The following is a 24,680-nucleotide window of genomic DNA, read 5'->3' on the forward strand; positions in this document are numbered from 1 at the left end:
TTTTAATAAAGGTTAATATGAGCATCTTAGAGTTACGTTCAATCACAAAAAGCTATGGTGACTTCTTCGCATCGAAGGACATCTCATTCGACGTTAAAAAGGGTGAGTTTGTTACTCTGCTGGGTCCAAGTGGCTGCGGTAAAACAACCTTATTAAAAATGATTGGCGGCTTCCAAACCCCAACGGAAGGCGACATTCTGATCAACGAAAAGGTGGTAACAAAAGTACCGCCAGAAAAGCGTGATACAGCGATGTGCTTCCAGTCATATGCTTTGTTCCCGCACCTGAGTGTGTCGCACAATATCTGCTTTGGTATGGTCCAGCAGAAAATTGACAAGCGAGAGCAAGCGCAAAGGCTGGCAGACATTCTTGAGCAAGTCGGCTTGATGGAACACAAAGACAAGCTTCCTGGCCAGCTATCTGGTGGTCAGCAACAACGTGTTGCCTTGGCGCGAGCGATGGTGACGCGCCCAGACATCATCTTGTTCGACGAGCCGCTATCAAACCTGGATGCCAAGATGCGCGAAGGGGTTCGCTTTGAAATTAAGGAACTTCAACGCAAGCATAACCTGACTTCAATCTACGTCACCCATGATCAGGCCGAAGCCTTGGCGATGAGCGATCGTATCGTGGTGCTCAACCGCGGCCAAATTGAACAAATCGGCAGCCCTGAAGATATCTACTATCGCCCTAATAGCCGCTTTGTTGCCGACTTCATTGGCGCGGCCAATATCCATACCGCGTTTGTTGAAGAAACCGAGATGGTCGGCAGTTACACAATCAGCTGCAATATGGGTGAGTTGGATGTGCAGTCTGAAACCGCGCCGCGCGGTCAGCAAGTGTACATTTGTTGGCGCCCGGAAGATGCCGAGTTGTGCAATGAGGGCGAGCCCAACAGTTTTGCCGTGACTGTCGATTCTACGGCTTTCCAAGGCAATAACCTGGATGTCTTTGGTTGGGTCGGCGCAATGCAAGATCAAAAAGTGCGTTTGCAGCTTAGCGGTCGCGTGACAGCACGTAGCGGCGATGTCTTGCATGTGAAAATACCGGCGCACTGCATCCGCTTCCTCGAAGAGGTAGATGTATGAATCTCAAACCTTACTTGCTGCTGATCCCCGGGGTCGGCACTATCACCTTGCTGATGGGCAGTGCCCTCTACGTTGTGGTGGCGCAGAGCTTCGGCATGTTTAGCATGATGGGTGAGTCAAACCCAACCGTTGAATATTGGGTCACTATGCTCAATGACCCAATCCTATGGCGCTCGGTTAGCTATTCATTGCGTACTTCTATCCTCGGTACATTGGGTGCAGTGATGCTGGCTTATCCAATCGCATTGTGGCTTCAGAAAGAAGTACCGGGCAAGCCAGCGATTATCGGCGTATTGCGAGCACCGATGTTTGTTCCTGGCCTGGTTGCCGCTTTCTTGCTGATGAACGTGATTGCCTACCACGGTATTTTCAACGAGCTGCTATTGCTGCTGGGTGTGATAGATAAACCAATGCGTTTGGCGAACGATGATTTCGGCTGGAGCATTGTGGTGCTGCAGATCTGGAAGAACCTGCCGTTTGCACTCATCCTGATCACCGGGGCAATTGCCAGTATCCGTACCGATTTGTTGGATGCGGCACTCGATTTGGGTGCAACCCGTTGGTCTCGCTTCAAGAGCGTGATTTTCCCGCTCACCATTCCCGCGCTTCAGGCGGCATCTATCTTGGTGTTTATCGGTGCGCTTGGCGATTTCTCATTCGCTGCCGTGGCTGGTTCGCGCAGCAGTTACTCGCTGGCGATGCTGATGAATATTACCGCGACCCAATACTACGAGTGGGAAAACTCAGCGGTGATCGCCATGGTGATCATGATTTTGGCTGGTATCTCTGCGGTGGTACTGACCCTAATGACACAACCTTTCGCAACCCGTAAGAAACCGGTTATTCATTCGGAGGCAATCAAATGAACCGTTTAAAGCAACTGTCGAACACTCAGTTGGTAATGGCGATTTCGATCGGCTTCTTTGTACTGGTCAATATTGTTTGGTTGGGCATTCCATTTGCGATGGCAATCTTGTGGTCGCTGGTGGATCCGGCCCACCCGTGGAGCTATCCGGATATCTTGCCGCAGGTGTTGTCGTTTGGCCGTTGGGCGGAAGTGTGGAACAACACTTCGTTGCCTGAAGCGCTGCGTAACAGTTACACGGTGGCGCCGGCTGTTGCCCTGCTCACCATTACCCTGGCACTGCCAACCGCGTATGCCTTCGGTCGAATGGAATTCAAGGGCAAGAAAATTGCTGAAATGGTGTCACTACTGCCTATGGTAATGCCATCCATGATCTTGGCGGTTTTCTTCTCCGCAATGCTGCTAGAGCTGGGATTGACGGATCCGTACATCAATATTGTGATTGCCCATACGGTGTTAGCCCTGCCTTACGCCATTCGTATTTTGTCGGCAGGCTTTAAGGCGATTCCACAAGACTTGATTGACGCGTGTGCCGATATGGGCACCGGAAAGATTGGTACGTTTAAGCATGCGTTCCTGCCTATGCTTAAACCAAGCTTGCTGGCTTCGACGATTTTCTGCCTGGTGATCAGTATCGAAGAATTCAACATGGCCTTCGTACTGGGTGCGCCTGACTTTATTACTGTTCCAACTATTTTGTACTCGTTTTTGGGTTACTCCTTTATTCGTCCGGATGCCGCAGTGGTATCTCTGATTCTGGTGATCCCAAATGTACTACTTATGCTGTTAATTGAACGATTATTAAAAGGAAACTACCTGTCGCAGTCTACGGGTAAAGCTTAAATCAGAGGATATTATGAAGAGAACATTGTTATCAGTATCAATGCTGTTTGCCGCTACTTCATTCTCAGCAATGGCCTACGACGTAAACCAGATGAGCTGGGAAGAAATTGAAGCACAGGCAAAAGAAGAAGGTTCTGTCACTTTCTCTGTGTGGTACTTGCAGCCATCATGGCGCCAGTTCGTGAAAACATTCGAACAGGAAACGGGCATCAAGGTGCGCATTCCTGAAGGAACCCATGACGGTAACCGTAACAAGCTTCAGGCTGAAAGCCGCCGCGATAAGGGCTCGATGGATGTCGTGGCGTTAGGTCCAACGGCTTTGAATACTTTCAACATCGACAATACCCTGATCAAGCTAGATAAGCTGCCGGGCTACGACAAACTTCAGACCAACGCTGAAGGCGTGGATAGCCAGGGCTATGGCGTTACCTTCTGGGGCAACCAAACCGGTATTGCTTACGATTCGGGCCGAATTGATGAAGCGGATCTGCCGCAGACCTTTAGCGATGTGGAAAGCTATATTAAGGACAACCCGCAAAACTTTGGTGTCAACGATCCAAACGGCGGCGGTGCTGGCTTGCGATTCATCGAGTCGACAATCCGCCATGTGAACGGCAACTTCGAGATGACCGAAAAGCCTGATCCGAAAGTGGTGAAGTCTTGGTCGAAAACTTGGGATTGGTATCAGTCGAACAAGCAGGACATCCTGATCACCGCATCGAATGCCGACAGCCTGACGCGTATCAACGATGGCGAAATCATCATGGCGCCAGCCTGGGAAGACCACTTAGCGGGTCTGCAGAAGCGCGGTGCGATCACCGACCGTATTAAGTTCTACATTCCTGAGTTTGGTATGTCTGGCGGTGGTAACTTCGTAACGGTGGCGAAAAATAGCCAGAACAAGGCAGCGTCTTTGGTGTTCATCAACTGGCTGACTTCACCGGAAGTGCAAACGGCACTGAACGTGGAATTTGGCTCGGCACCTCAGCACCCAGATGCGGATGCGTCGAAGTCGCTGCTTTCTCAAGAAATGCGTGACCGTGCGACCGAACCGTTTAACTCGGAATATAGCGCAATGCTGAAAAAGCAATTCACTCGTAACGTGTTGATGCGCTAACAGGCCCTAGTATCCGAAATAGTGAATAAAGAGGCTAAAATGAAAAAACTATCTTTAGCAATTCTTACTGCTTCTCTTTTTGCAGCGCCAGCATTCGCATTAACTGACGCAGAGCTTGAGTCTGCAATCTCAGCCAAGCTGGAGACTCAGCTAAAAGACAAAGCTGTTGCTGACTACACTGCCGAGTTCATCATGGAAAACTTGCTGACTTGGGAAGGTGAGCCGTTAGAGCTCGACAAAGCCGACAGTATTTTGGCTTTTGCGTTTGGCAACCGCCTATTGGAAAACGGCAACCAAGTGCCCGGTCCAATGAACGAGCAACTTGCCGATACCGTCGTTGAAGTGTACAAGGCGACGGGCAAGCCTGTTTATGCCCAGTGGGAAATTGCACAATCGATTGGCGATCGTATCCCGGCGGATAAGCTGTTCTCTATTAACCCGGTTATCGAAGCCGATGGTACCCTCACTTACCTAAGCTCCATTGGTGTCGCTGATACTGCCGTTCAGTTGTCTGGCGGCAATCTTGGCAAAACTGTGGTGGTTGCATTCCGTGAGCACAGCCTACGCACACTGACCACGGCAAAAGCATTTGGCATTGATGCCTATGCGCCAGCTGGCGTCGAGTTACCTCACAAGTATGATACGCAGTCAGGACAAGGCTGGACCCGTGACCAGCAAACTTTTGTTTTCCATGAGCTTACGTATCGTAGCCTTGCAGAGCGTGACCGCTTGATCAAGGAAGCGAACAAGTAAGGACGTTCTCCCTAAATTCTTGAGAACGCAGTGCAAGCGCAATGATTAAAAATCCCTACCAGGGCTCTGGTAGGGATTTTTTTATAGCGACAACTTTCGTTATTTCTGCTGGGTTTAAATCTTGAAGCCTTTTAGCCATGGTTGCTGTGCTTCGACCAGCTCGCTGAACATCTCATCAATTTGCGACAGAGTACTAACGGAGGCAGTAACCGGATCCAAAGCTAAAGCGTAGCGGGCAGCATCAAGATCATGGTTGAGCGCTGCTTCAACGATGAGCTCTTGTACTGCGGTATTTGACTTAATCAAACTCGCGCACTGGGTGGGCAGGCGACCCATGTGTTGTGGCTGCAAGCCATGCTTATCCACCCAGATTGGCACTTCCACCACGCAGTTTTCAGGCAGGTTATCGATGAGCAAGCCATCGGCTTGGCGGTTAGCCACGTTGCCATTGATACGGGTGCGCTCACCACTGATCACCGCATTGATCAGCTTCGGTGCGTTGAGCATATTTGGCCCAATCACAAACTTCTCTTCACCGGCGAGTTGGGCGTCGATTTCGCGTTTGCCTGCGGCATGAACCTTTTCTTCCAGCGCCAGTAAATCCCACCGCTGCGGTAGGAAATGGTTGATCATAGCTTCGTTCTTTCTGAAGTAAGGGACATAATCACTGCAGTGCCAGTGGTTCTCCGTACACCAATAATTGAAGAATTTCAGCATTTCGCAGCGCACGCCATCGGCTTGATAGACGTTTTTATCGTGGGATATTTCACGGATCTTATCCATCATATCAATGCCATTGGCATGGAGTTTCGTCACCCAGGTCATGTGGTTGATACCGGCGAACTCATAGTCGATGTGCCCTGGGACTTCATGGTACATCAGCTGCTGCCAGCGTTCCGGGGTTGAAGGGTGGTGAACCCATGGCCCTTGGCCTAAATAGCCAGCCAACTGCGCCACGGTATAGCGAACACCATAGCAGAGCCCGATGGAGCGGATGTCGCTGAACTCTTTGGCTGCCCAAGTCAGCGGTGCTAGCGGGTTGGCATAGTTGATAAAGATTGCCTCGGGGCAGATTTGCTCCATGTCCCGCAAAATGGCCAGCATCGGGGGAATATGGCGTAGCGCACGGAAGATGCCGCCGGGTCCCATGGTGTCGCCAACTTCTTGGATAACGCCGTATTTGGCCGGGATATCCATATCAAGACGCCAAGGCTCCAAACCACCCACCTGAATAGCGTTAATCACAAAGTCAGCACCTTGCAGTGCCTCGCGCTGGTCGGTGGAGAGGGTAACAGTCACGGGTAAATTGGCTTGTTCTACCATTTTCGCAACGACCCGGCCACTTCTGGAAAGCACATCGGGCTTGATGTCCATCAGCGTTAGGGTGGAACCCGCAAGCGCGGGGTAGGATAACAGGGCGGAGCAAATCTGGCGGGTGAACATTACACTGCCCGCCCCAATGATGGTTATTTTTGCCATATTGAATCCTTATACTGTGAAAATCTATATACGTGAAATCTCTTACGGTAAAGCACCGAATACCTTCAGCGCTTTACATTGTTAGCGGTTGGGAAGTAACCGGCGCCATGCGCCAGAGTATTGCTTGAGCAAAATGCTGTGGACGACCAGGGACAGAAGAATAATGACGCCGTAGATCAATCGGGTCCAAAACCCGGCCAAGCCGGCACTGATGATCCCTGCTTCGAGAATGCCAATGATGCAGGCGCCAAAGAGCGTTCCTACCAGCGTGCCTTTGCCACCGAGTACCGATGTGCCGCCAATAAACACCGAGGCGAACACCAATAACATGTACCCCTGTCCTTGGTTTGGCCACCAACTGCTCATTTCAAGACTAACGAATACCCCAACCAAGGCTGAAATCGCCCCCATTTGCATGAACAGCAGTATTTGGGTTTTCTCTACCGGGACGCCCATCATTTTCGCTGCCTTGGGGTTGTCGCCGATAAAGTTGACGTTGTCGCCAAACACATGCCATGCCAGCAGCAGCCACAACAGGATCAGTAATGCACCAGCCCAAAGCACCTGCGCCGGAATGATGTCGGCAATGCGTCCCACTAATAGGCTGTGGAGGTGGGTTTCGCGGATTTCCGGAATGCTCAAGGCAATACCGTCGGCAAGCACGGTTGTGAGTCCGCCAAGGAAGAACTGGGTGCCTATGGTGGCGATGATGGAAGGGATCCGAAATACCACCACCAGGCAACCGTTAAGCACCCCGCAGGCAATGCCTGCCAGGATGGCACCAATCAAGGCGATAACAGGCGATTGGGTTGACTGGAATAAGGCGGCGAAGACAAAGCCGCCCAGTGCGACCACTGACGGAAAGCTCATATCGATTTCCCGGGCAATGATCAGCAATGTCAGCGCAAACGCGAGCATGGCTGTGAACGGGATGGTTGACATGAAGGAGGTATAAATTCGCAAGTGGAGGAATGTCTGCGGGCTCAGGTAGGCAAAGATTGCCCACAGGCTAACCAATATCAACGCGGTGAGAGCAGGTATGCGATGTCGAGATAGCGTACTGATCATTACGCCCCCCTCCCAACGGCATCAAGCAGGGCTTTGTGCAAGGCGTCCTGGGTCATTTCTGCTTTGCTGTATTGCGCGACTATTTGCCCCCGATCCATAACCACAAACCGGTCGGCGACCCGGAAGGCATCGTTCATGTTGTGGGTGATCAATAGGCAGGCCCGTTCTTGCTCGCGCAAGGCTTCAATAAAGCTCAGCACCTTATCGACCTCGCCCAATGAGAGCGCGGTGGTCGGCTCATCGAGGATCACCACGCTGGCATCAAACAGCATGGCCCGGCCAATTGCCAACCCTTGGCGCTCGCCGCCTGACAGCAAATTGACCGGGGTGTCAATATCGGCACCGACACCACGAAAGTCGAGTTTGCGCAGTAAGTTGGAGGCTTGGCGGCGCTCTTCTTGTTGGTTGATGAAACCAAGCTTATTGCGCAGGTGTCGACCGAGGAATAAGTTGCGCCAGACACTTTGTTGCTCGCCGAGCGAGCCAGATTGGTAGACGGTTTCAATGCCGAGTTGGCGCGCCATTGTTACGTTGAAGTTTTTAATATCAACCGATTGGCCGTTGATTTCCAAGGTACCTTGCTCGGCAGTTTCCACCCCGCTGATCAATTTGATCAGGGTCGATTTGCCGGCACCATTGTCGCCAAGCAGGGCGCAAACCTCGCCGCGTCGGAGTGAAAATTGAATGTCGCGCAAAGCATGGACCGGGCCGAACCATTTGTTCAGCCCTGATATTTCAAGCACATTGTCAGCCATTAACGAATGCCTTTGGCCGCTAGCGGTGCAATAAAGTCGATATTTGAGGCATTGACGAAGCCCGCGCCGGTGTTGATATCCAACCCGGAGAAGCCGTAACGTGTGCTCAGTACCACTTGGACAACAGACAGGTAGCCCATTAGGTAAGGCTGGCTATCGGCAGCAAGCTGGACATAGCCCGTCTTGATTGCATCCGCCGTTGCAGGCGATAGGCTGAAGCCGGCAACAAACAGTTCGTTGGGGCGAACACCGGCATTGCGCAGGAAGTTGCCCATTTGCGAGGTGAGTGCGCCGTGGTCGACCATGATTAATTTCACATCCGGGGTACGGGCGAGGTAGGCGGAAAGTGCGCTGGTGCCAAGGGATGGATCTTTATCGACTTCTGGTGAGATTTGGATGAAGTCGACGTTCAGCCCCGCTTCTTCGAGGGTGGAAATCAGCCCTCTGGTTGAGTCGCTGCGTTCGGCAATGTCTTTGATGCCCCAAACCAAGGCACGATCGCCTGCTTTGAATTGCCCTTCGCGAAGTGTTTGGTTTGCAAGGTGAATACCGCGATCGGCATTGCTGACGCCGACATAACCAAACCCATCGGCTTGCTTGCCTGCCATGGTCTGTGGCAATGCGGTATCAACGGCTGTTACCTTGATCCCCTTGCTGTAGGCTTCGTCTATTAATGGTTGGTAGGCACTGTCGCCGGGATGGCCCATCACCACGATACCGGTCGGCTTTGCCGCTAGGGCCTGCTTGAAGTTTTCGACCATTTTTTGTGGTTGCCAGTCGGAGTAGACCACCCGTAGATCGACCCCAAGATCGCCAGCTGCTTGCACCGCGCCGTTTTGGACCACGGTAGCGTATGGTCCGCCGACAGGCCCGCCAACATCAAACCAGATCGACATGTCTTTGCCTGAAGGCGAGGCATTGACCGACAGCGAGGTACCCGCAAGAAAAGCGGCTGCGATTAAGCTGGTACGTGATTTTCGTGCATGATTGCAGAATAATCCTCTGACTTTATTCATTTTCTTGATACTCCAATGCTGCATATATATTAGTTGCGCATAATATTCCTGCTAATGGGAATCAAGATCAAAATAAAGCTCTGTAAAGTAAGAGGTTATGACATATCTTTTATTGAAAAATATGATGCCATTCTCAATCTGTCTTATTCATCCCGTGCCTTATTCAGTCCAACAGACATCCAATCCCACCTGCGCTGCACCTCGAAGACCTTTTGGTTGAGGATAATGTCACGCACATCGGCAACAAATTTTTCGAGCAAATCTTCCGATTCACCCTTGCGGCTGATCACCACCAGTTGCCGGGTGATGGTAGGGGCGGGCAGCGGTTGGCATTCAAGTTGGTCAAGCAAGGCAAGTTGGCGGCCGAGGAAGGTTGGGGTCGTCAATGACCAGCCAAGGCCTTGTGCCACCATTCCCAGCACGTTATCGGCACGATCAAGGGAGTATTGACTCTTTACGTTGATATTTCGCCACCGAAGCCAGTTGTTGGTTTGGGTACCTGTCGGCGTCCAGTTTTCATAACCGATGTAAGGTTTGCTTTTTGCCAGCGCCTTGATATCGCAGTGCTGCCAGTCTTTGGGGGTGACAATCACATATTGCTCGTTCAGCAAGGGAAGCATGGCCAACTCCTGCGGTATATCTTGGTTAGCCATGGTGATGATGATGTCGCTTTTACCGGCTTGTAGCGAGGCAAGCAATTCGGGGGCGGTACCGGTGACTTGGTGGATATGGGCGACTTTGGGTTGCAAGTACCTCAGGAGTTCGATGCCGGCCAGCTGGGTGACGGAGTCGACCATGCCCAACCTTAAACGCGGCAGTTTTCCTTTCTCGATGGAGTGCATCCAATCTTGTAGCTTGCGCGATTCAAGCAGCAGTTTACCGCCTTGTTCATAAAGCTCTCGGCCCGACATGGTGAGCTGGATTGGTCGCTTGCTGCGGTCGAGCAGCTTGCTTTCCAGCGCGAGCTCCAAACTTTGGATTAATTGTGAAACGGCTGATTGTGTTTGGTTGAGTTGTTTGGCTGCTTGGCTAAACGATCCCGATTCAACCACGGTGACAAAAGTACGTAACTGCCGGAGATCAAAAGCAATACTATCCATAATGAGTAGGTAGTATAAGTTCAGCTAATAGTGTTCATTATATTCACCACTGCTAATCAAGTACCGATCAAGCTCAAATTTTCGCTACAGCTTCTCAAATACAATGGCCTCAGTTAAACAAATCAGTGGAATTGAGTAATGAGAAAAGAAGTTGATGTATTAGGCGAAATGATGCTGCCGGATGAGGCATACTACGGTATTCAAACCCAGCGTGCGGTGGAAAACTTTGCGGTTTCTGGCCGCACCGCCGCTGATGTTCCGCATTATATTTGGTCGGTAGCCGCCATTAAGCAGGCTGCGGCGAAGGCCAATAGCCAAATTGGCGCGCTTGATAAAACCGTTGCCGATGCCATTGTTCAAGCTACCCAAGAAGTCATGGACAAGCAGTTTGATGACCAGTTTCCGATTGATGTGTTCCAGGGAGGCGGCGGTACCTCAACCAACATGAACGCCAACGAGGTGATTGCCAACCGTGCCAATGAAATTCTGACCGGTAGCAAGGGCTACGAGGTGGTTCACCCGAATACCCATGTCAATATGGGTCAGTCGACCAACGACGTGATCCCGGCAGCCATGAAGATGACATGCCGACTAAACCTGCATGCCCTGATCGCTGAAGTAGCGGCGCTTGAAACCATGCTGGAGCAGAAAACCCAAGCTTTTGAGCATGTCGTGAAACTGGCACGTACCTGCTTGCAGGATGCGGTGCCGATTACCCTTGGCCAGCAATTCTCCGGTTACCTGCACCAAGTTCGCCGCTTGCACCAAGCCCTGATCGCAGCCAATCATCAGACGCTGGATCTTCCTTTGGGCGCCACGGCGGTCGGCACTGGCCTTTCGACTCATGAAGGCTACCTTGAGCAGGTTTACCTTGAACTGCAAGCCATTACCAATGAGCCATTCATCGCTGAAGATAACTTTTTCGACGGTTTGCAAAATGGCGATGCCTACCTTGAAGTTGCTGCACAATTGAAGAAGTTAGCGACTTTCTTGTCCAAGATGGCGACAGATTTTCGTATCCAGGGCAGTGGACCGCGAGCCGGTTTCAATGAGCTGCTTATTCCTGCCGTCCAGCCGGGGTCCAGCATTATGCCGGGCAAGATCAACCCAGTTATGCCGGAGCTGATCAACCAAATTGCCTACCAAGTGATAGGCAACGATGTGTCTATCACCATGGCGGTAGAAGGCGGAGAGTTGGATCTCAATGTCTGGGAGCCTGTGATCATCAAGGCGTTGTTCGAGTCGTGCACCCTGCTAACCAATGCCATTCCGCTATTTGTTGAGAAGTGCCTGAAGGATTTGTTACCGAATGAGGCGGTTTGCCGTGAATATGCCGAGAAAAGTACGGCGCTAGCGACCGTTGTGGCGACCTTGTTTGGTTATAAGGTGGGTAGCCGAGTTGCGGTACGTGCCTTCAACGAGAACCGGACGGTGCGCGAGGTGGTACTCGATGAGCAGCTGCTTACCCCTGAGCAGGCCGACTATTTGCTAGACCCTATGGTGATGACGGATCCCAAAGCTAGTGCCGCTGCGGTGAAGCGCTACCAGCAGGAAATGCAGGTGACTGAAACCGAAGGGGCCACCGTATGATGAGCGAACCTTTATTACGCCAGATCGCCCGTTGGTGCGTGAACCTGCAATGGCGGGACATTCCCGAGCCGGTGGTTGCGTTGGCGCGAACGGCGATGACTGACTACGTGGCGGTAACGATAGCAGGCAGCGACATGCCGGTTGCCAAGCACGTACAGGCATTTGCAGCATCGCGGATTGAGCAGGGCAAATGCCAGATCTTCGGTACCAACCAAACCAGCAATGTGGCCTACGCCAGTTATGCCAATGGGGCGGCCTCCCATGCACTGGACTTCGATGACGTGAGTTGGACCACGATTGGGCACCCGACAGTGACGGTTGCACCTGTTGTTTTTGCCGTAGCCCAACAGCGCCAGCTGGGTGGCGAGGCCATGCTTTTGGCCTACATTGCCGGGGTGGAAGCCCAGCACCAGATAGCCCGCTGGCTAATGCCGAGATTGTCTGAGCAGGGGTGGCATACCACGCCGACAATCGGTGTCTTCGGTGCTGCCGTTGCCGCGGGTGTCATGATGGGACTGGATGAAGAAACGCTTACCCATGCATTGGCGATTGCCGCGTCATCGGCATCGGGTGTGCGGGGTAACTTCGGTAGCCAGACCAAGGCGATGCATGCGGGGCTTGCCGCCTATAGCGGGGTAAATGCCGCCGAGTTGGCGCAGATTGGCGTGACGGGCCAGCCCAATGTTATCGAAGCGCCTGATGGTTTCGGCCAGTGCTTCGCCCAACGTACCGACTTCGGTGGGGCGGTACTGACGTTGGGTAAGCAGTGGGATTTGATTGACAGTGGATTGGTGTTTAAGCAATACCCCTGTTGCAGCGGCAGCCACCCGGCGATCGATTGTTGGGATGAGCTGTTGCAAGAGCGCTCAATTCACCCTGACGAGATCGAATATATCCAAGTAGGCGCCAGCCTGCTCGGACCCAGGGAGTTGGTCTGCAACTTGCCGCAAAACGCTATCGAGGCCAAGTTTTCGATGCAATACGCCCTTGCCGCCCGTTTGATCCATGGCGAGGTCGGGGTGGCTTCATTTACCGATGGCAAAGTCCAAGAGCCGCAGGTACAAGCCCTGATGGGCAAGATCCAAATGCGGGTTGATCCTGAGCTGGAAAAACTCGGCTTTATTGGTACTGCTCCGGTCAAGATCCGGATCTATTTGAAGTCTGGCGACACCCTATTTATCGAAAATGACTTAGCGAAAGGGAACCCTGAAAAGCCGCTTTCAGCCACGGATATAGAGCGGAAATTTACGGCTTGTGTCGCCCCCAAAGTGGGTGAAGTGCAGTGCCAGCAGTGGTTGGCGGTACTAGGGCAATTAGAAGCGGCCACCAGTGCCGATATTAATGAACTCCTGAATCAATAACAGGAGCGGAGTTATTCAATGATTATTATCCATGCGTGTCTACTCTTAGGTGCAATTATTTTGGCTGCCCGCCTTGGCGGGATCGGTGTTGGCTTGGCTGGTGGCTTGGGAATGGGCATCGCCGTGTTTGGCCTTGGGCTGCCACCCGGTGATATTCCGGTATCGGTTATCTTGATCATCATGTCGGTGATCTTGGCATTATCGGTGATGCAGCAGGCAGGTGGTATGAGCTACATGGTGAACGTGGCAGAGCGTATGCTGCGTAACCATCCCCGCCATATCAATATTTTGGCGCCAGCGACCACATTTATCCTGACAACGTTAGCGGGAACAGGCTACACCGCGATGTCGGTATTGAACGTGATCCAACAGGTTGCCAAGGAAAACGGCGTGCGTCCAAGCCAGCCGCTGAGCTCGGCGGTGGTTGCCTCGCAAATCGCGATTACTGCATCGCCAATCTCTGCTGCAACGGCCGCGATGTATGTGGTGGTTGAGCAGATGGGCGTCGGTTTTGGCACCGCACTCAGTGTGATTATGCCTGCGGCCCTGTTTGGTGTGATTGTTGCGTCATTTATTGCTAGCCGTCAGGGCTGCGAACTGAAAGATGATCCTATTTATCAGGAGCGTGTCGAGAAGGGCTTGGTCAACTTCACCCCAGAGCAGCAAAAGCAGCAGGCACCTACGCTTGAAGCAAAACGTTCGGTATGGCTTTTCTTGGCCGGGGTTGTTTTCATTGTTGCGCTATTGCTGTTCAAACCGATGCTAGGTCATGATCTTGGCTCAAGGGATATCATCGTCATTGTGATGCTGCTGGTTAGCTTCCTGACGGCAATGGTGTGCAAAGTACCGCTGACTTCTATCAAGAAGGCTCCTATTTTTGCCGATGGCGCAGAAAGCTTGGTGGTTATTCTAGGCATTGTATGGCTAAGCGCCACGATTATTGGGATACACATTCCATCTATCGAAGCTGTTGCGGGTAGCGTGCTAGAACAATACCCTGCGCTGTTGGCCGTGGTCTTCTTCGGTACATCGGCATTGCTATTTAGCCAGGGGGCAACCAGTGCACTACTTATCCCAATCGCGGCATCGCTGAATGTGGAGCCGTCAACGATTCTGGCAAGCTTTGTTGCTGTAAGTGCCTTGTATATGACCAATATCTACCCTACAACGGCATTTGCCATCGCCACCGATGACACCGGTTCGTTCTTGAGCCGCCGTTGGAATGGTTCGTACATCGTTAACCATCCGTTCTTCCTACCGGGCATGCTGGGTATTGCAGCGGCGGTACCGTTTGGATTTGTTCTAGCTAACCTGTTTGTCTAGTGAACTAGATTAGCCGTAGGCTTGATGAGTAAAGCCCCAGCAATGTTGTTGCTGGGGCTTTTTGGTATTAGTTGATGGATAGCGTCCATTAGGATTATTAGGCCCTAGCTGGGTTAGGTTAGTTCTCGTTGCTGAAGTTGTAGTGGATGAAGCAAGCGGCTCCAGAAATCAGAGTGCCAAGTGAAAAAATAACAAATCCCATATATTTCTCCTTTCAAGGTCAAACCTAAATACCTTGAAAACATCATGTCATATCCGGCTCAGAGACTGATAAGGCCTAGTCATCATTTTTTGATAGATTTATCACTTACAAACCGCCCAAGATCACATTTTCGGTATTTTGTGCTGGGTTTGGTGGCGGTATTTCTCTCTTGTTAGCACTTTATTTTTATTAATAGCGAAATGGTGAAATTAACCATTTTCATTGGTCATTCTTAGGCTCGATAGGGGAGCGATCAACGGATTTATTGCCAAGGTTGGCGACGATGTCAAATGCGACCTTTACGGCTTCTTCTATCAACAAACTATCAGGGGTGGTGATATAAGAGATGGAGAAGGTAAGGGGATTGGGTACCCAGTCAGTATCAATGATGATCAACCTACCGTCATCAAGTTGTTCCTGTATTACTTCCTTGGGCAAGGTCGCAACGCCGACCCCGCTTTCTACCAATTTGACACTGGCTGAAAGTGCACTGACAGAGTAGTACTGGACTGGGTGGATTTTCTGCTCGGTAAAGTGACGGTCTATTTGATGGTATGGCAGGGTATTTCGAGCATAGGTGATGATAGGCCACTGGGTGAAGTGGCTGGTGGAGGCCGTTGGACTCAACCCCAATGTGGGGCTTGCTACCCAGTAGAGTGGGTATTCACAAATAGTCTGATTGATCACTGCTGGATCAGAGATTGGGCCAAGTAAGATGGCAAGGTCAATGTTGTGCGCTAACAACTCCTTGCTGAGGTTGACGGTAGCATCGACAATCAACTCGATCTCAACATCGGGATATTGTTCATTAATCGATGCCAAGAACTGCGGCAGCCAGGTATGGACGAGAGTTTCAGAGACCCCGATGCGCAGTAAGCCAGAAAGAGCACTTGCGGCGTCGGCTTTGTAACAAAGCTGGGCAGTATTATTGAGGATGTTTTCTGCTAATGGGAGCAACTCTCGCCCTTTCGCTGTTAGGGTCACCGCCCCTTTGTCTCGATTGAACAGCGTGGTGTTGAGGGTGTGCTCGAGGTTACTGATCCGGGTGGAAATGGCTGGCTGGGTGGTACATAGGTGCTCGGCGGCTAAGCGAAAGCTACCGAGATTGGCAATCCAAACAAAGGTTTCCAGCTGTTTTAAGTTCAACATGATGCCATTTCCCTAATTCCATAAAGGCATTTAACATTTAAGTTATATAACCACATAAATTATTTTTATCAATATATGCAAAAAATCACGAATAGACATTATCAAAATAAGCTTTATCTTTACTTGGTGTTAACAAATTAATTACCAAGGAGCGGCAACATGTCTGAGTCAGTATCACAACTCCCTCTCTCTGCACTACGACAGCGTATTCGTGATAATGCGTACACAGGCTCGACAAGCGGTCTTGCCCAGGGGTATTTGCAAGCCAATCTAGTGATACTGCCTGCGGAATGGGCGACTGACTTCTTACTGTTTTGCCAGCGTAACCCTGTTGCTTGCCCGTTAATCGGGATGACAGAGCCGGGCCAAAAGCACTTAGCTGAAATCGGCCTTGATATCGATATCAGTCGTGATGTGCCTGAATACAATGTGTTTTACGATGGCGAGTTTGAGCATGCAACGCCGGATCTGGTGGAGCTATGGCGTGATGACTTGGTCACCTTTGTGCTGGGTTGTTCATTCTCGTTTGAGGAAGCAATGCTGCAAACCGGTTTGCGGGTACGTAACATTGACCAACAATGCAACGTATCCATGTACGACACCAATATCGCCTGCCAGCCCGCAGGGCGCTTCCATGGCAACATGGTGGTTTCGATGCGACCTTTCACCCCTGCTGATGCTATTCGTGCTATTCAAGTAACAACCCGCTTTCCAAAAGCGCATGGCGCACCAGTCCATTTTGGCGAACCTAGCGCAATAGGCATTGAAGATATCGACTCGCCTAACTATGGCGATGCCGTCGAGATCAAACCCCAAGAGGTGCCCGTATTTTGGGCTTGTGGCGTGACCCCGCAAAATGTGATGCGCAATAGCAAGCCACCGTTTTGCATCACACATGCACCGGGCAAGATGCTAATCACCGACAGGCTCAATAACGAATTTGCATTCCTGTAAGCTAATATTGCGGAGCCAAGTAAGGAGATAGCGATGAAAATTAATTGTGATATGGGTGAGAGCTTTGGCTTGTGGCAATTAGGTTGCGATGAGCAAGTCATGCCTTATTTGGACATGGCGAATATTGCTTGTGGTATGCATGCCTCTGATCCGGTCGTGATGAAACGCACCGTCCAGCTTGCCAAGCAACATGGCGTCACGATTGGTGCGCATCCGGGATACCCTGACTTGCAGGGCTTTGGCCGGCGGCAGATGACCATGAGCAACGAAGAGCTTGCGGCTTTTTTTATTTACCAGTTGGGGGCTCTGCAAGCGATTTGCCAGAGTGAGTCGGCAACGCTGGGTTATGTAAAGCCCCATGGCGCACTCTACAACGCCATGATGAAAGATGACGGCGTATTTCAGGCGCTACTGTCGGGCTTGAAACAATACAACCCCGACCTTCCACTGGTTGTTATGGCGGTGCCTGATCATGCGCGTTACCAAGATCTTGCTGCTACCTACGGTATCCAACTTTGGTTCGAAGCTTTTGTCGATCGGGCCTACGATGATGATGGTCGACTGACACCACGCACGGCAGCTGGCTCAAGCCATACCTCACTAGAGAAGATTGAACAGCAAGCCGTGCAGCTTATCGAAGAGCGCTCGGTGACGACCCTAACGGGTAACAAAGTGGCTATCCATGCCGACACGCTATGCATTCACGGTGATGGGCCCTTGTCACTGCCAACTGCGCAGCTTCTTCATACGAGGTTGCATGGTCTATGAGAATATCTTCAGTCAATGAAAACACCATCATGGTGTATTTCTCAGATACCGTGAGCCCCGCGACGGCTGAGCAGATAGCGTCAGCGTTACCGGTTATTCAGTCGCAGCTGGGGCAATATGTGGTGGATATAGTTCCCTCTTATACCTCGATTCTGATCAGTTTTGATTTGGTAGAAATTGGTTTGCGTGAGTTTACCAAGTGTCTACAACAGGCCTTGGTGCAATGCAGCAAGAATGCTGCTGGCGCTAAGGCGAAGTCCATTGAACTGCCTGTTTACTATGGCCCAGAAGTGGCGTTGGATGCAGACGAAATTTGCGCCCATACCGGGCTGACTTTCGAGGAAGTGATCCAAATTCATGCGTCTACCCGCTACCGAGTTTACGCCATTGGGTTTGCGCCGGGGTTTGCCTATTTGGGAAACACTGATCCGCGAATAGAAATTCCACGCAAGCAAACTCCAAGGCTGAAAGTGCCTGCGGGGAGCTTGGCGCTGGCGGATCGACAAACAGCGATTTATCCCAAGCAATCGCCAGGCGGTTGGCAGGTGATAGGCCGTACCCCCATTAGCCTGATAGATTTCGAGCGAGAAAACCTCACGCTATTTGAAATGGGGGCCGAAGTCGCTTTCACCCCGATAGACAAGGCGACGTTCCTCGATATGGGAGGCGTGCTATTACCAGAGGAAATCGCGATGGTGAGGGAGGTGGCATGACACTACGTATTTTAACCCCCGGCCCTTTGAGCTTACTGCAAGATCTTGGTCGCTTTGGTCACCAGTCTATTGGGGTAAGTACTGGCGGCCCTATGGATGAGCATGCTTTTCTGTGGGCTAACCGCTTGCTTGATAATGATCGTAATGCTGCACAAATCGAAGTCACCATGGGGCAGTTTAGTTGCGAGTTTTATGCTGAAACCACCATTGCCATTACCGGGGCTGATATGGGGGCAACACTCAATGGCCGCACTATCGAACCGTGGCAGTCATACTCGGTTCAGCAAGGTGACAGGCTCGCCTTACGAGGTGCTCGGTCGGGGATGCGAGCGTACTTGGCGGTGCAAGGTGGCTTTAAAGTGCCCACACCACTTGATAGTTGCGCGACGGTAGTTCGTGATGAGCTGGGTGGTGTACAAGGTCGTGGCGATAAGCTCAATGCTAAAGACTTACTCCGTTTTTCAGTGAGCAAACCGATGCTCAACAAGCGGCTTCCGCATCATTTTATTCCTACCTATAGCCAAACCCTGACGCTGGAGGTGATCTTAGGTTATCAGTGTGAGGATTTTTCTTCGCAGCAGCGAGAACGTTTTTTTAATTCGACCTATACCCTGACACCGCAAATGGATCGGATGGGATGTCGCTTGTCTGGTGAAGCCATTGAATGCCAAAGAACAACCTTGGTGTCGGAGGGTATTGCCCTTGGGGCAATACAGATCCCAGCAGATGGCCAGCCTATCGTGTTGCTAAAGGACAGGCAGACGATTGGCGGGTATCCCAAAATTGGTTGTGTGACATCGAAGGGGTTGAGCCAATTGGCGCAATGCTTACCGGGAGCTGAAATTAGGTTTGTGGAAAAAGACCTATACCAAGCAGAAGCCGAACGAATGATAGAACAACAGTTTTTCCGAGGATATATCGGGCAAAGCTATGTAGAGAAGAGCCAAGCAGAAGAGAGTAGAGCTGGCATGTCCGCTACTGCGGAGTAACTAAAAAGCATCATGTAATACCAACATGGATGAGTAGTTGAACCAGTAAGACCGGAGCAAATACTTATGTAGGTTGGTATAAGCGCAGCATCTGGATGTCGCTGCAATGAACAACTACAGGAGTAATACATGACAACAGAAAAAGTGATTCAACAACCTGCAAGCGGGTCGATACCGCAGCAACCTGCACAGGGGCGCTTTAACTGGTCATTGATCATGGGCGCGGCCTTCCTGATGGCAACATCAGCCGTCGGCCCTGGTTTCTTAACCCAGACGACCGTATTTACGCAAACGTTGGGTGCTAGCTTTGCCTTTGTGATATTGGTTTCGATAATTCTGGATATCGGTGCTCAGCTCAATATTTGGCGAGTGATTGTCATATCAAGAAAGCGCGCGCAGGACATCGCCAATGATCTGTTGCCTGGGCTAGGGTTTGCCATTGCGGGTACCGTCGCATTGGGTGGGCTGGCATTTAATATCGGCAACCTTGGCGGTGCGGGAATGGGGATGAATGTACTCTTCCCGGGGATCACACCGGTTGCTGGTGCGGCGATCAGCGCGGTGGTTGCTATTACCATTTTCTTGCTTAAAGATGCCGGAAAGGTGATGGATCGCTTTACCATTGTCATGGGCGGCTCATTGATTGCGATGACGCTATACGTACTATTTTCGACCTCGCCACCGGTGGGCGAAGCGCTGTATCGTTCTGTTTGGCCAGAAAAATTGAACGTGCTGGCTATCGTGACCTTGGTCGGGGGCACAGTTGGTGGTTATATCACTTTTGCTGGCGCGCACCGCCTAATTGATGCGGGCGTCACTGGTAAAGAGGCACTGCCGCAGGTTAACCGAGGGTCGATTTCTGCCATCAGCTTGGCATCTGTCGTGCGTGTTATCTTGTTCTTGGCGGCACTGGGTGTGATTAGTACCGGAGTCATTCTTGACCCGGAAAACCCACCTGCTTCTATGTTCCAGCACGCCGCGGGGAATATCGGCTACAAACTCTTTGGTTTGGTACTTTGGACGGCTGCAATCACTTCGGTGATTGGTGCGGCTTACACTTCTGTTTCGTTCTTGAAAACACTCCACCCTTTTATTGAGCGCCACTCCAGAGCATTCATCATTGGCTTTATTCTCGCTTCAAGCTTGATCTTCTGCTTTATTGGCCGCCCTGTGACATTGTTGATTGTGGCTGGTGCGCTGAACGGATTCATCCTTCCGGTGACCCTCGGCATCATGCTGATCGCTGCGCGTAAAGCATCCATCGTAGGAGAAGACTACAAGCACCCTGTGTGGCTATCAGTCTTTGGTTGGTTTATCACCGTGATGATGGCAGCGATGAGTCTTTACACTTTATACACCATGCTATTTGGCTAATTAAAAACGCCTTAAAAGAAGCCCCTGCTGATCGATTTTCAGCAGGGGCTTTTTTGTTGGGGGCTTGTGTACAACAAGCATGAAATTGAGTTAACCACATTGCTAATGTAATCTTCCCAGTCCTATGAATACTTTTTGATTGATTTATAAACATTAGCGTATATAACAACATGAATAACAGATACCTAAGCGGCGTTGAAAAGCTGAATGAACTTGATCCAAATGCCGCCGAGGCAATGACCGAACAGTTTCGCGAAGTATGTCCAGATCTCGCCAAATACACCATCGAATACCCGTTTGGCGATGTATTGCAACGTGAGGGCGTTGACTTTAAAACCCGCGAACTTGCCACCATTGCTGCGCTCACCGCAATGGGTAATTGCCAGCCGCAGCTAAAAGGGCATATCAAAGGGGCGCTCAATATCGGCTGCTCCCAAAAAGAGATCACCGAGATCATCTTGCAGATGTCGGTCTATGCTGGTTTCCCCGCTGCAATCAACGGCATGAACATCGCCAAGGAAGTGTTTGAAGAGCATTAAAACCAACGACAAGGGTGATTTTCGACAATGCCAAAATTTTTCACCTTCACCATAAAAACCTTGGTTTGAACCCAATGCTATTTCTCTCTGATGATGATGCTGAATATTCATTATGACCATCATCTCTAGGGAGATAGCGTGTTTAATCAAAAGCACTTCTCGTTAATAGACAAACCGACGTTCTTTGGGGCGCTCGGGATGTTGATCTCTGTTGTTGTACCCTTGCTCCTGTTTCCTGCTCAGGGGGCGGAGTGGATCGCGATAGCCAAGAGCTTCATGACTGATAAATTGGGATTCCTCTACCTTGCGCTAGGTATTGGGGCTTTCTTCTTTATGGTTTATATCGTGTTTTCAGATATCGGCCAGATCAAGTTAGGCGATCCTGACGAGGCGCCTGAATTTAAAATGGCGTCGTGGGCAGCGATGCTGTTCTGCGGTGGCATTGGTGCCAGCATTCTATATTGGGGCGCCATCGAGTGGGCTTTCTACTATCAAGCCCCACCGTTTCAGTTAGCGCCCGGTAGCGAGGAGGCTATCCGTTGGGCGGCAACGTATGGGCTGTTCCACTGGGGGCCGATTGCCTGGTCTATCTATTTGGTGCCTGCCTTGCCTATTGCGTATTTTTATTATGTGCGAAAGCAGCCGGTACTAAAAGTCTCGGCTGCCCTGATGCCTGTCATAGGCGAGGCACGTAGTTACGGCTGGCAAGGAAAAGTGATTGATGTGCTGTTTATCTTTGGCTTGCTCGGCGGCGGTGCAACCACGCTTGGGCTGGCTGCGCCATTGATTACAGAAGGGGCCAACTACCTGTTCGGGGTACCGAAAAACACCCAGACCCAGATCATAGTACTGATGCTGTGTACTGCGATATTCGCCTATTCTGCCTATGCCGGGATGGAGAAGGGGATCAAGCTGCTTAGCAATATTAACTTCTGGGGAGCCATCGGTTTACTGGCTTTTATTTTGGTGGCGGGGCCGACCATTTTCATGCTGGAAACCGGGCTAGATTCGCTAGGGCGAATGCTGTCCAATTTTTTTGTGATGGCGACATGGGCTGAGCCGTTTGGTGGCTATGGTTCGTTTGAAAACACCCACTTCCCACAAGACTGGACCATCTTCTATTGGGCATGGTGGCTAGTGTTCGCCCCGAGTATGGGGTTGTTCGTTGCCCGCATCTCACGCGGGCGAACCATTAAGCAAATGGTAACGGGCTCCATTTTCTTTGGGTCTATGGGGTGTTTCCTTTTCTTCATGATATTAGGTAATTACGGCCTGTCGTTGCAGCTTTCGGGGACGCTGGACGTGGTAGGGATCTTAAACCTTGAGGGGGCGACCAAAGCCATCTTCTCTATCTTGGAACAACTGCCGTTCAGTACTTTGGTGATTGCGGTATTCACCTTGCTTTGCTTGATTTTTACCGCGACAACCTTCGACTCTATTTCTTACATTTTGGCGTCGGTGGTACAGAATAATGTCACCGAAGAGCCGATGCGTTGGAACCGCTTATTCTGGGCGTTTGCCCTGTCTTTCATGCCGTCGGTCTTGCTGTTTATGGGCGGGTTATCCACCTTGCAAACCGCTGCCATTGTGGGTGGTTTACCCTTATTGGTGATTGCGGTCATGCTGATGGTATCGGCTGTAAAAGCCGCAAGCCTTGATTTGACTCACCAAGATGGCTATGAAGATCCGGTTATCAATATCGAAGAACTGCCAGATGTTGATCCTTGGTCAAATGAAGGCATTGCCCTGGCAAAATTCGAACAGTTAAAAGATGCCGCAATGGCAGCCGCGGAAGCCGAGCGTGAAGCGCTGTATCTGGTTTGGCAGCTAAAGAAAACCCTGCGGGCAGAAGCGCTCGCCAAGGGGGAATCCGGCTTGGAACTGGGGGAAGCGCCGCAAGAACGGCTAGCGCAACTGCAGCAGCTGGTGGAAGCGGCCATGCAAGCAAAAGAAGCCAAATTGCGGGCTTCGGATGAAGCGCAAGCAGCCAGGAAAGCGTTTAATGAACTAATGAAAGAGCGGTTAACGGCGATGATTGAGTCGTGATTTAGTTAAACTGGAACAGCCCCCATTAATCAATATCATGGATTAATGGGGGCATGATGATCACTGAGCGAGTAAGTTACTTTCCTCTAATTGGGCAAAAATGGAATTGGCTTTTTTCATGGCGTCACTGGCTTCGAGTCGCTTTTTACCTTCTAACATCTGATCGGAAACCTTAAGGTATTGGATAGCCGTCAGCAGGCGGATTTGATTGAGCGGGGCAAAATTATTAGGAATAGAGAGGGGGAGCTGTTTTATTTCATCGTGTAGAGCATCAAGTTGGCTAACTTTATCGGCTTGGCTTAGGGCGCTCTCAAGTTGTTGGAACTGCTTTTTATAGAAAAGGGCCGCTGCTTGATAAGGAAACTCAATCGATTCTCCCGCTTGGTGCTTGGCTTGATAGTGAGAGAGTTTTTGTATGGCACTTGATAACTGGATGCCAGAATTGAGCAGGGCATGGTGCTGCTTGTTACCGGCAAATACTAGTTCGCCTATTTCAATAAGGCTTTGGAGTTCGTTAAGGTCACGTCTATCCATGGCGCTTTGGAAAGCGTCGAAATAGAGCTCATTGGCCTTTTGAGACGGAGAGAAGCGGTGCTCTTTTTTTACCTTGCCTAACTCAGTGAGTATAAAAAGGATCTCTTCGCTGAGGTACACTTGCTTTTCTAGTAGCGTATTTAGCTGATCTTCTAACATGGTTGTTGTTGACTGCCAGCTGTGGGTAATGGTGTCTGCAATCGCCATCAAGGTGTGTGAGTCTGGATAAAATGCCTGTGCCTCGGTTAGCTGTTTTTCTATCGCATAGTAATCAGGGTAGCTATTTTCACGATGAGTGAGGATAGCGCTAATTCGTTGTTCGTAGAGAGTAATGATTTGCTTTTGGTGTGAACGAAGTAAACCATCTTTGAGTAGCTGTTTTTGTTCTGGTAGTTCATTTATTACTTGCAAAAGTTCAGTTGTTGGCAGCTTGGCAAGTTGAGAATCTGCCTGAATACTGTGCTGAAGTGTTCTGACCTGATGGCTGAGTTGCTCTACTTCTATGTGTTTATAGCGGAAGCTATAGCTAATGGTCGCCACGATGCAGCATACAAGGGTTAAAAGGGCTATCTGAGGCCAGTATTGTTTGTTTAATTGGTTGCTGAAGTCGTCAAAGCTAGCAGTACGCTTAGCTGATTGAAATTGCAGGCCTTTCTTTAGCGAGGTCCAAAGCCTCCTATTAATGTACTTAGGCTTGGAGGCAACTTGCTTTGATTGTTCCGCGATGTTTGCGGGCTTACGGTTGTACGGATGTTGGCTTGTTAATAATTCATAGGCAATACAACTAAATGCAAAGATGTCATCTTTTACCTCTGGCCGTCCTCCATTGAGTAAATTTTGCGATGCATAAGTGGGCGTATAACCACTTAATGCAATGGTTTCATCTCGAGGGCTTGTTGTGTATTGGTCTATATTCGAATTGATTACTGATCTGCTCCAGCCAGACTGGACACTTCATTAAGCGACATTTTGCTTTTCAAAGTTAACTGGGCTTAGGTACCCAAGAGCACTGTGCCTTCTCGTCTGATTATAATCAACCTCAATGTACTCAAAG

At 50.5% G+C, this 24,680-nt stretch carries 23 protein-coding genes; 15 read left to right on the forward strand and 8 right to left on the reverse strand.

Annotated elements, in window-relative coordinates:
* Positions 1-17: 17 nt before the first annotated feature.
* From C9I98_RS24380 to C9I98_RS24400, 5 genes are read left to right on the forward strand one after another with little or no spacing between them, the layout of a single operon-like run.
* On the forward strand, positions 18-1,088 hold the full coding sequence (locus C9I98_RS24380) for an ABC transporter ATP-binding protein (RefSeq protein WP_036824899.1): 1,071 nt from the start codon (positions 18-20) through the stop codon (positions 1,086-1,088).
* Complete coding sequence (locus tag C9I98_RS24385; RefSeq protein WP_036824903.1) at positions 1,085-1,954, forward strand: ABC transporter permease; 870 nt, start codon at positions 1,085-1,087, stop codon at positions 1,952-1,954. The genes C9I98_RS24380 and C9I98_RS24385 overlap by 4 nt, the downstream gene beginning before the upstream one ends.
* The gene (locus tag C9I98_RS24390) at positions 1,951-2,796 is read left to right on the forward strand and encodes an ABC transporter permease (RefSeq protein WP_107272586.1); all 846 of its coding nucleotides are present in this window, start codon (positions 1,951-1,953) and stop codon (positions 2,794-2,796) included. Before C9I98_RS24385 ends, C9I98_RS24390 begins: the two co-directional genes overlap by 4 nt.
* A gap of 13 nt (positions 2,797-2,809) precedes the next feature.
* Positions 2,810-3,913, forward strand: coding sequence for an extracellular solute-binding protein (locus C9I98_RS24395; protein WP_107272587.1), 1,104 nt, complete (start codon positions 2,810-2,812; stop codon positions 3,911-3,913).
* A 39-nt stretch (positions 3,914-3,952) separates the two neighbouring features.
* Positions 3,953-4,666, forward strand: coding sequence for a hypothetical protein (locus tag C9I98_RS24400; RefSeq protein WP_036828465.1), 714 nt, complete (start codon positions 3,953-3,955; stop codon positions 4,664-4,666).
* 114 nt (positions 4,667-4,780) lie between these two features.
* Here C9I98_RS24400 and melA read toward each other — a convergent pair whose 3' ends face one another.
* The 5 genes from melA to C9I98_RS24425 form a co-directional block, all read right to left on the reverse strand.
* Positions 4,781-6,145 carry an alpha-galactosidase gene (gene melA / locus C9I98_RS24405; protein WP_036828466.1) on the reverse strand — a complete coding sequence of 455 codons (1,365 nt, stop codon included), beginning with the start codon at positions 6,143-6,145 and terminating at the stop codon, positions 4,781-4,783.
* 81 nt (positions 6,146-6,226) lie between these two features.
* Positions 6,227-7,213, reverse strand: a complete 987-nt coding sequence (locus C9I98_RS24410) for an ABC transporter permease (RefSeq protein ID WP_107272588.1) — start codon at positions 7,211-7,213, stop codon at positions 6,227-6,229.
* The gene (locus C9I98_RS24415) at positions 7,213-7,968 is read right to left on the reverse strand and encodes an ATP-binding cassette domain-containing protein (protein WP_107272589.1); all 756 of its coding nucleotides are present in this window, start codon (positions 7,966-7,968) and stop codon (positions 7,213-7,215) included. The genes C9I98_RS24410 and C9I98_RS24415 overlap by 1 nt, the downstream gene beginning before the upstream one ends.
* The gene (locus tag C9I98_RS24420) at positions 7,968-8,984 is read right to left on the reverse strand and encodes a sugar ABC transporter substrate-binding protein (RefSeq protein WP_036831377.1); all 1,017 of its coding nucleotides are present in this window, start codon (positions 8,982-8,984) and stop codon (positions 7,968-7,970) included. Before C9I98_RS24420 ends, C9I98_RS24415 begins: the two co-directional genes overlap by 1 nt.
* A gap of 143 nt (positions 8,985-9,127) precedes the next feature.
* Entirely contained in the window at positions 9,128-10,084 is a 957-nt protein-coding gene (locus C9I98_RS24425; RefSeq protein ID WP_036831371.1) for a LysR family transcriptional regulator, read from the reverse strand.
* A 138-nt stretch (positions 10,085-10,222) separates the two neighbouring features.
* Here C9I98_RS24425 and C9I98_RS24430 point away from each other — a divergent pair, with 138 nt between their 5' ends.
* From C9I98_RS24430 to C9I98_RS24440, 3 genes are read left to right on the forward strand one after another with little or no spacing between them, the layout of a single operon-like run.
* Positions 10,223-11,674 (forward strand): aspartate ammonia-lyase, encoded by a 1,452-nt coding sequence (locus C9I98_RS24430; protein WP_036831368.1) that lies wholly within the window; start codon positions 10,223-10,225, stop codon positions 11,672-11,674.
* Positions 11,671-13,035, forward strand: coding sequence for an MmgE/PrpD family protein (locus tag C9I98_RS24435; protein WP_245907235.1), 1,365 nt, complete (start codon positions 11,671-11,673; stop codon positions 13,033-13,035). The genes C9I98_RS24430 and C9I98_RS24435 overlap by 4 nt, the downstream gene beginning before the upstream one ends.
* 18 nt (positions 13,036-13,053) lie before the next feature.
* The gene (locus C9I98_RS24440) at positions 13,054-14,358 is read left to right on the forward strand and encodes an anaerobic C4-dicarboxylate transporter (protein WP_107272590.1); all 1,305 of its coding nucleotides are present in this window, start codon (positions 13,054-13,056) and stop codon (positions 14,356-14,358) included.
* Between the two features lie 421 nt (positions 14,359-14,779).
* Here the strand turns inward: C9I98_RS24440 and C9I98_RS24445 are convergent, their stop codons facing one another.
* Positions 14,780-15,709, reverse strand: a complete 930-nt coding sequence (locus C9I98_RS24445; RefSeq protein WP_107272591.1) for a LysR family transcriptional regulator — start codon at positions 15,707-15,709, stop codon at positions 14,780-14,782.
* A 159-nt stretch (positions 15,710-15,868) separates the two neighbouring features.
* Here C9I98_RS24445 and C9I98_RS24450 point away from each other — a divergent pair, with 159 nt between their 5' ends.
* The 7 genes from C9I98_RS24450 (at position 15,869) to C9I98_RS24480 (ending at position 23,092) form a co-directional block, all read left to right on the forward strand.
* Entirely contained in the window at positions 15,869-16,663 is a 795-nt protein-coding gene (locus C9I98_RS24450) for a putative hydro-lyase (protein ID WP_107272592.1), read from the forward strand.
* A 33-nt stretch (positions 16,664-16,696) separates the two neighbouring features.
* Positions 16,697-17,431, forward strand: a complete 735-nt coding sequence (locus C9I98_RS24455; RefSeq protein WP_036825379.1) for a 5-oxoprolinase subunit PxpA — start codon at positions 16,697-16,699, stop codon at positions 17,429-17,431.
* Positions 17,428-18,144 (forward strand): 5-oxoprolinase subunit PxpB, encoded by a 717-nt coding sequence (gene pxpB / locus C9I98_RS24460; RefSeq protein ID WP_036825377.1) that lies wholly within the window; start codon positions 17,428-17,430, stop codon positions 18,142-18,144. Before C9I98_RS24455 ends, pxpB begins: the two co-directional genes overlap by 4 nt.
* Positions 18,141-19,133, forward strand: coding sequence for a 5-oxoprolinase subunit C family protein (locus tag C9I98_RS24465; protein WP_107272593.1), 993 nt, complete (start codon positions 18,141-18,143; stop codon positions 19,131-19,133). The genes pxpB and C9I98_RS24465 overlap by 4 nt, the downstream gene beginning before the upstream one ends.
* A 129-nt stretch (positions 19,134-19,262) precedes the next feature.
* Entirely contained in the window at positions 19,263-20,507 is a 1,245-nt protein-coding gene (locus C9I98_RS24470) for an NRAMP family divalent metal transporter (protein WP_107272594.1), read from the forward strand.
* 170 nt (positions 20,508-20,677) lie between these two features.
* Positions 20,678-21,046: a carboxymuconolactone decarboxylase family protein gene (locus C9I98_RS24475; RefSeq protein WP_036817458.1), complete on the forward strand. Its 369-nt coding sequence runs from the start codon at positions 20,678-20,680 to the stop codon at positions 21,044-21,046.
* Between the two features lie 138 nt (positions 21,047-21,184).
* Positions 21,185-23,092, forward strand: a complete 1,908-nt coding sequence (locus tag C9I98_RS24480; protein ID WP_036817456.1) for a BCCT family transporter — start codon at positions 21,185-21,187, stop codon at positions 23,090-23,092.
* Positions 23,093-23,152: 60 nt separating this feature from the next.
* Here the strand turns inward: C9I98_RS24480 and C9I98_RS24485 are convergent, their stop codons facing one another.
* Together C9I98_RS24485 and C9I98_RS24490 are read right to left on the reverse strand one after the other, a co-directional pair.
* Positions 23,153-24,166, reverse strand: a complete 1,014-nt coding sequence (locus C9I98_RS24485; protein ID WP_036817454.1) for a hypothetical protein — start codon at positions 24,164-24,166, stop codon at positions 23,153-23,155.
* 417 nt (positions 24,167-24,583) lie between these two features.
* Positions 24,584-24,680, reverse strand: a 97-nt coding sequence (locus tag C9I98_RS24490) for an IS3 family transposase (RefSeq protein WP_146153873.1), incomplete at its 5' end; no start/stop codon positions are given.

Source organism: Photobacterium sanctipauli, from assembly GCF_003026495.1.
GTDB classification, from domain to species: Bacteria; Pseudomonadota; Gammaproteobacteria; order Enterobacterales; family Vibrionaceae; genus Photobacterium; species Photobacterium sanctipauli.

Bases quoted from the DNA above. Each gene is read 5' to 3' on its own strand.
- C9I98_RS24380 (WP_036824899.1), top strand. From the start codon at position 18: ATGAGCATCTTAGAGTTACGTTCAATCACAAAAAGCTATGGTGACTTC.
- C9I98_RS24385 (WP_036824903.1), top strand. From the start codon at position 1,085: ATGAATCTCAAACCTTACTTGCTGCTGATCCCCGGGGTCGGCACTATC.
- C9I98_RS24390 (WP_107272586.1), top strand. From the start codon at position 1,951: ATGAACCGTTTAAAGCAACTGTCGAACACTCAGTTGGTAATGGCGATT.
- C9I98_RS24395 (WP_107272587.1), top strand. From the start codon at position 2,810: ATGAAGAGAACATTGTTATCAGTATCAATGCTGTTTGCCGCTACTTCA.
- C9I98_RS24400 (WP_036828465.1), top strand. From the start codon at position 3,953: ATGAAAAAACTATCTTTAGCAATTCTTACTGCTTCTCTTTTTGCAGCG.
- melA (WP_036828466.1), bottom strand. From the start codon at position 6,145: ATGGCAAAAATAACCATCATTGGGGCGGGCAGTGTAATGTTCACCCGC.
- C9I98_RS24410 (WP_107272588.1), bottom strand. From the start codon at position 7,213: ATGATCAGTACGCTATCTCGACATCGCATACCTGCTCTCACCGCGTTG.
- C9I98_RS24415 (WP_107272589.1), bottom strand. From the start codon at position 7,968: ATGGCTGACAATGTGCTTGAAATATCAGGGCTGAACAAATGGTTCGGC.
- C9I98_RS24420 (WP_036831377.1), bottom strand. From the start codon at position 8,984: ATGAATAAAGTCAGAGGATTATTCTGCAATCATGCACGAAAATCACGT.
- C9I98_RS24425 (WP_036831371.1), bottom strand. From the start codon at position 10,084: ATGGATAGTATTGCTTTTGATCTCCGGCAGTTACGTACTTTTGTCACC.
- C9I98_RS24430 (WP_036831368.1), top strand. From the start codon at position 10,223: ATGAGAAAAGAAGTTGATGTATTAGGCGAAATGATGCTGCCGGATGAG.
- C9I98_RS24435 (WP_245907235.1), top strand. From the start codon at position 11,671: ATGATGAGCGAACCTTTATTACGCCAGATCGCCCGTTGGTGCGTGAAC.
- C9I98_RS24440 (WP_107272590.1), top strand. From the start codon at position 13,054: ATGATTATTATCCATGCGTGTCTACTCTTAGGTGCAATTATTTTGGCT.
- C9I98_RS24445 (WP_107272591.1), bottom strand. From the start codon at position 15,709: ATGTTGAACTTAAAACAGCTGGAAACCTTTGTTTGGATTGCCAATCTC.
- C9I98_RS24450 (WP_107272592.1), top strand. From the start codon at position 15,869: ATGTCTGAGTCAGTATCACAACTCCCTCTCTCTGCACTACGACAGCGT.
- C9I98_RS24455 (WP_036825379.1), top strand. From the start codon at position 16,697: ATGAAAATTAATTGTGATATGGGTGAGAGCTTTGGCTTGTGGCAATTA.
- pxpB (WP_036825377.1), top strand. From the start codon at position 17,428: ATGAGAATATCTTCAGTCAATGAAAACACCATCATGGTGTATTTCTCA.
- C9I98_RS24465 (WP_107272593.1), top strand. From the start codon at position 18,141: ATGACACTACGTATTTTAACCCCCGGCCCTTTGAGCTTACTGCAAGAT.
- C9I98_RS24470 (WP_107272594.1), top strand. From the start codon at position 19,263: ATGACAACAGAAAAAGTGATTCAACAACCTGCAAGCGGGTCGATACCG.
- C9I98_RS24475 (WP_036817458.1), top strand. From the start codon at position 20,678: ATGAATAACAGATACCTAAGCGGCGTTGAAAAGCTGAATGAACTTGAT.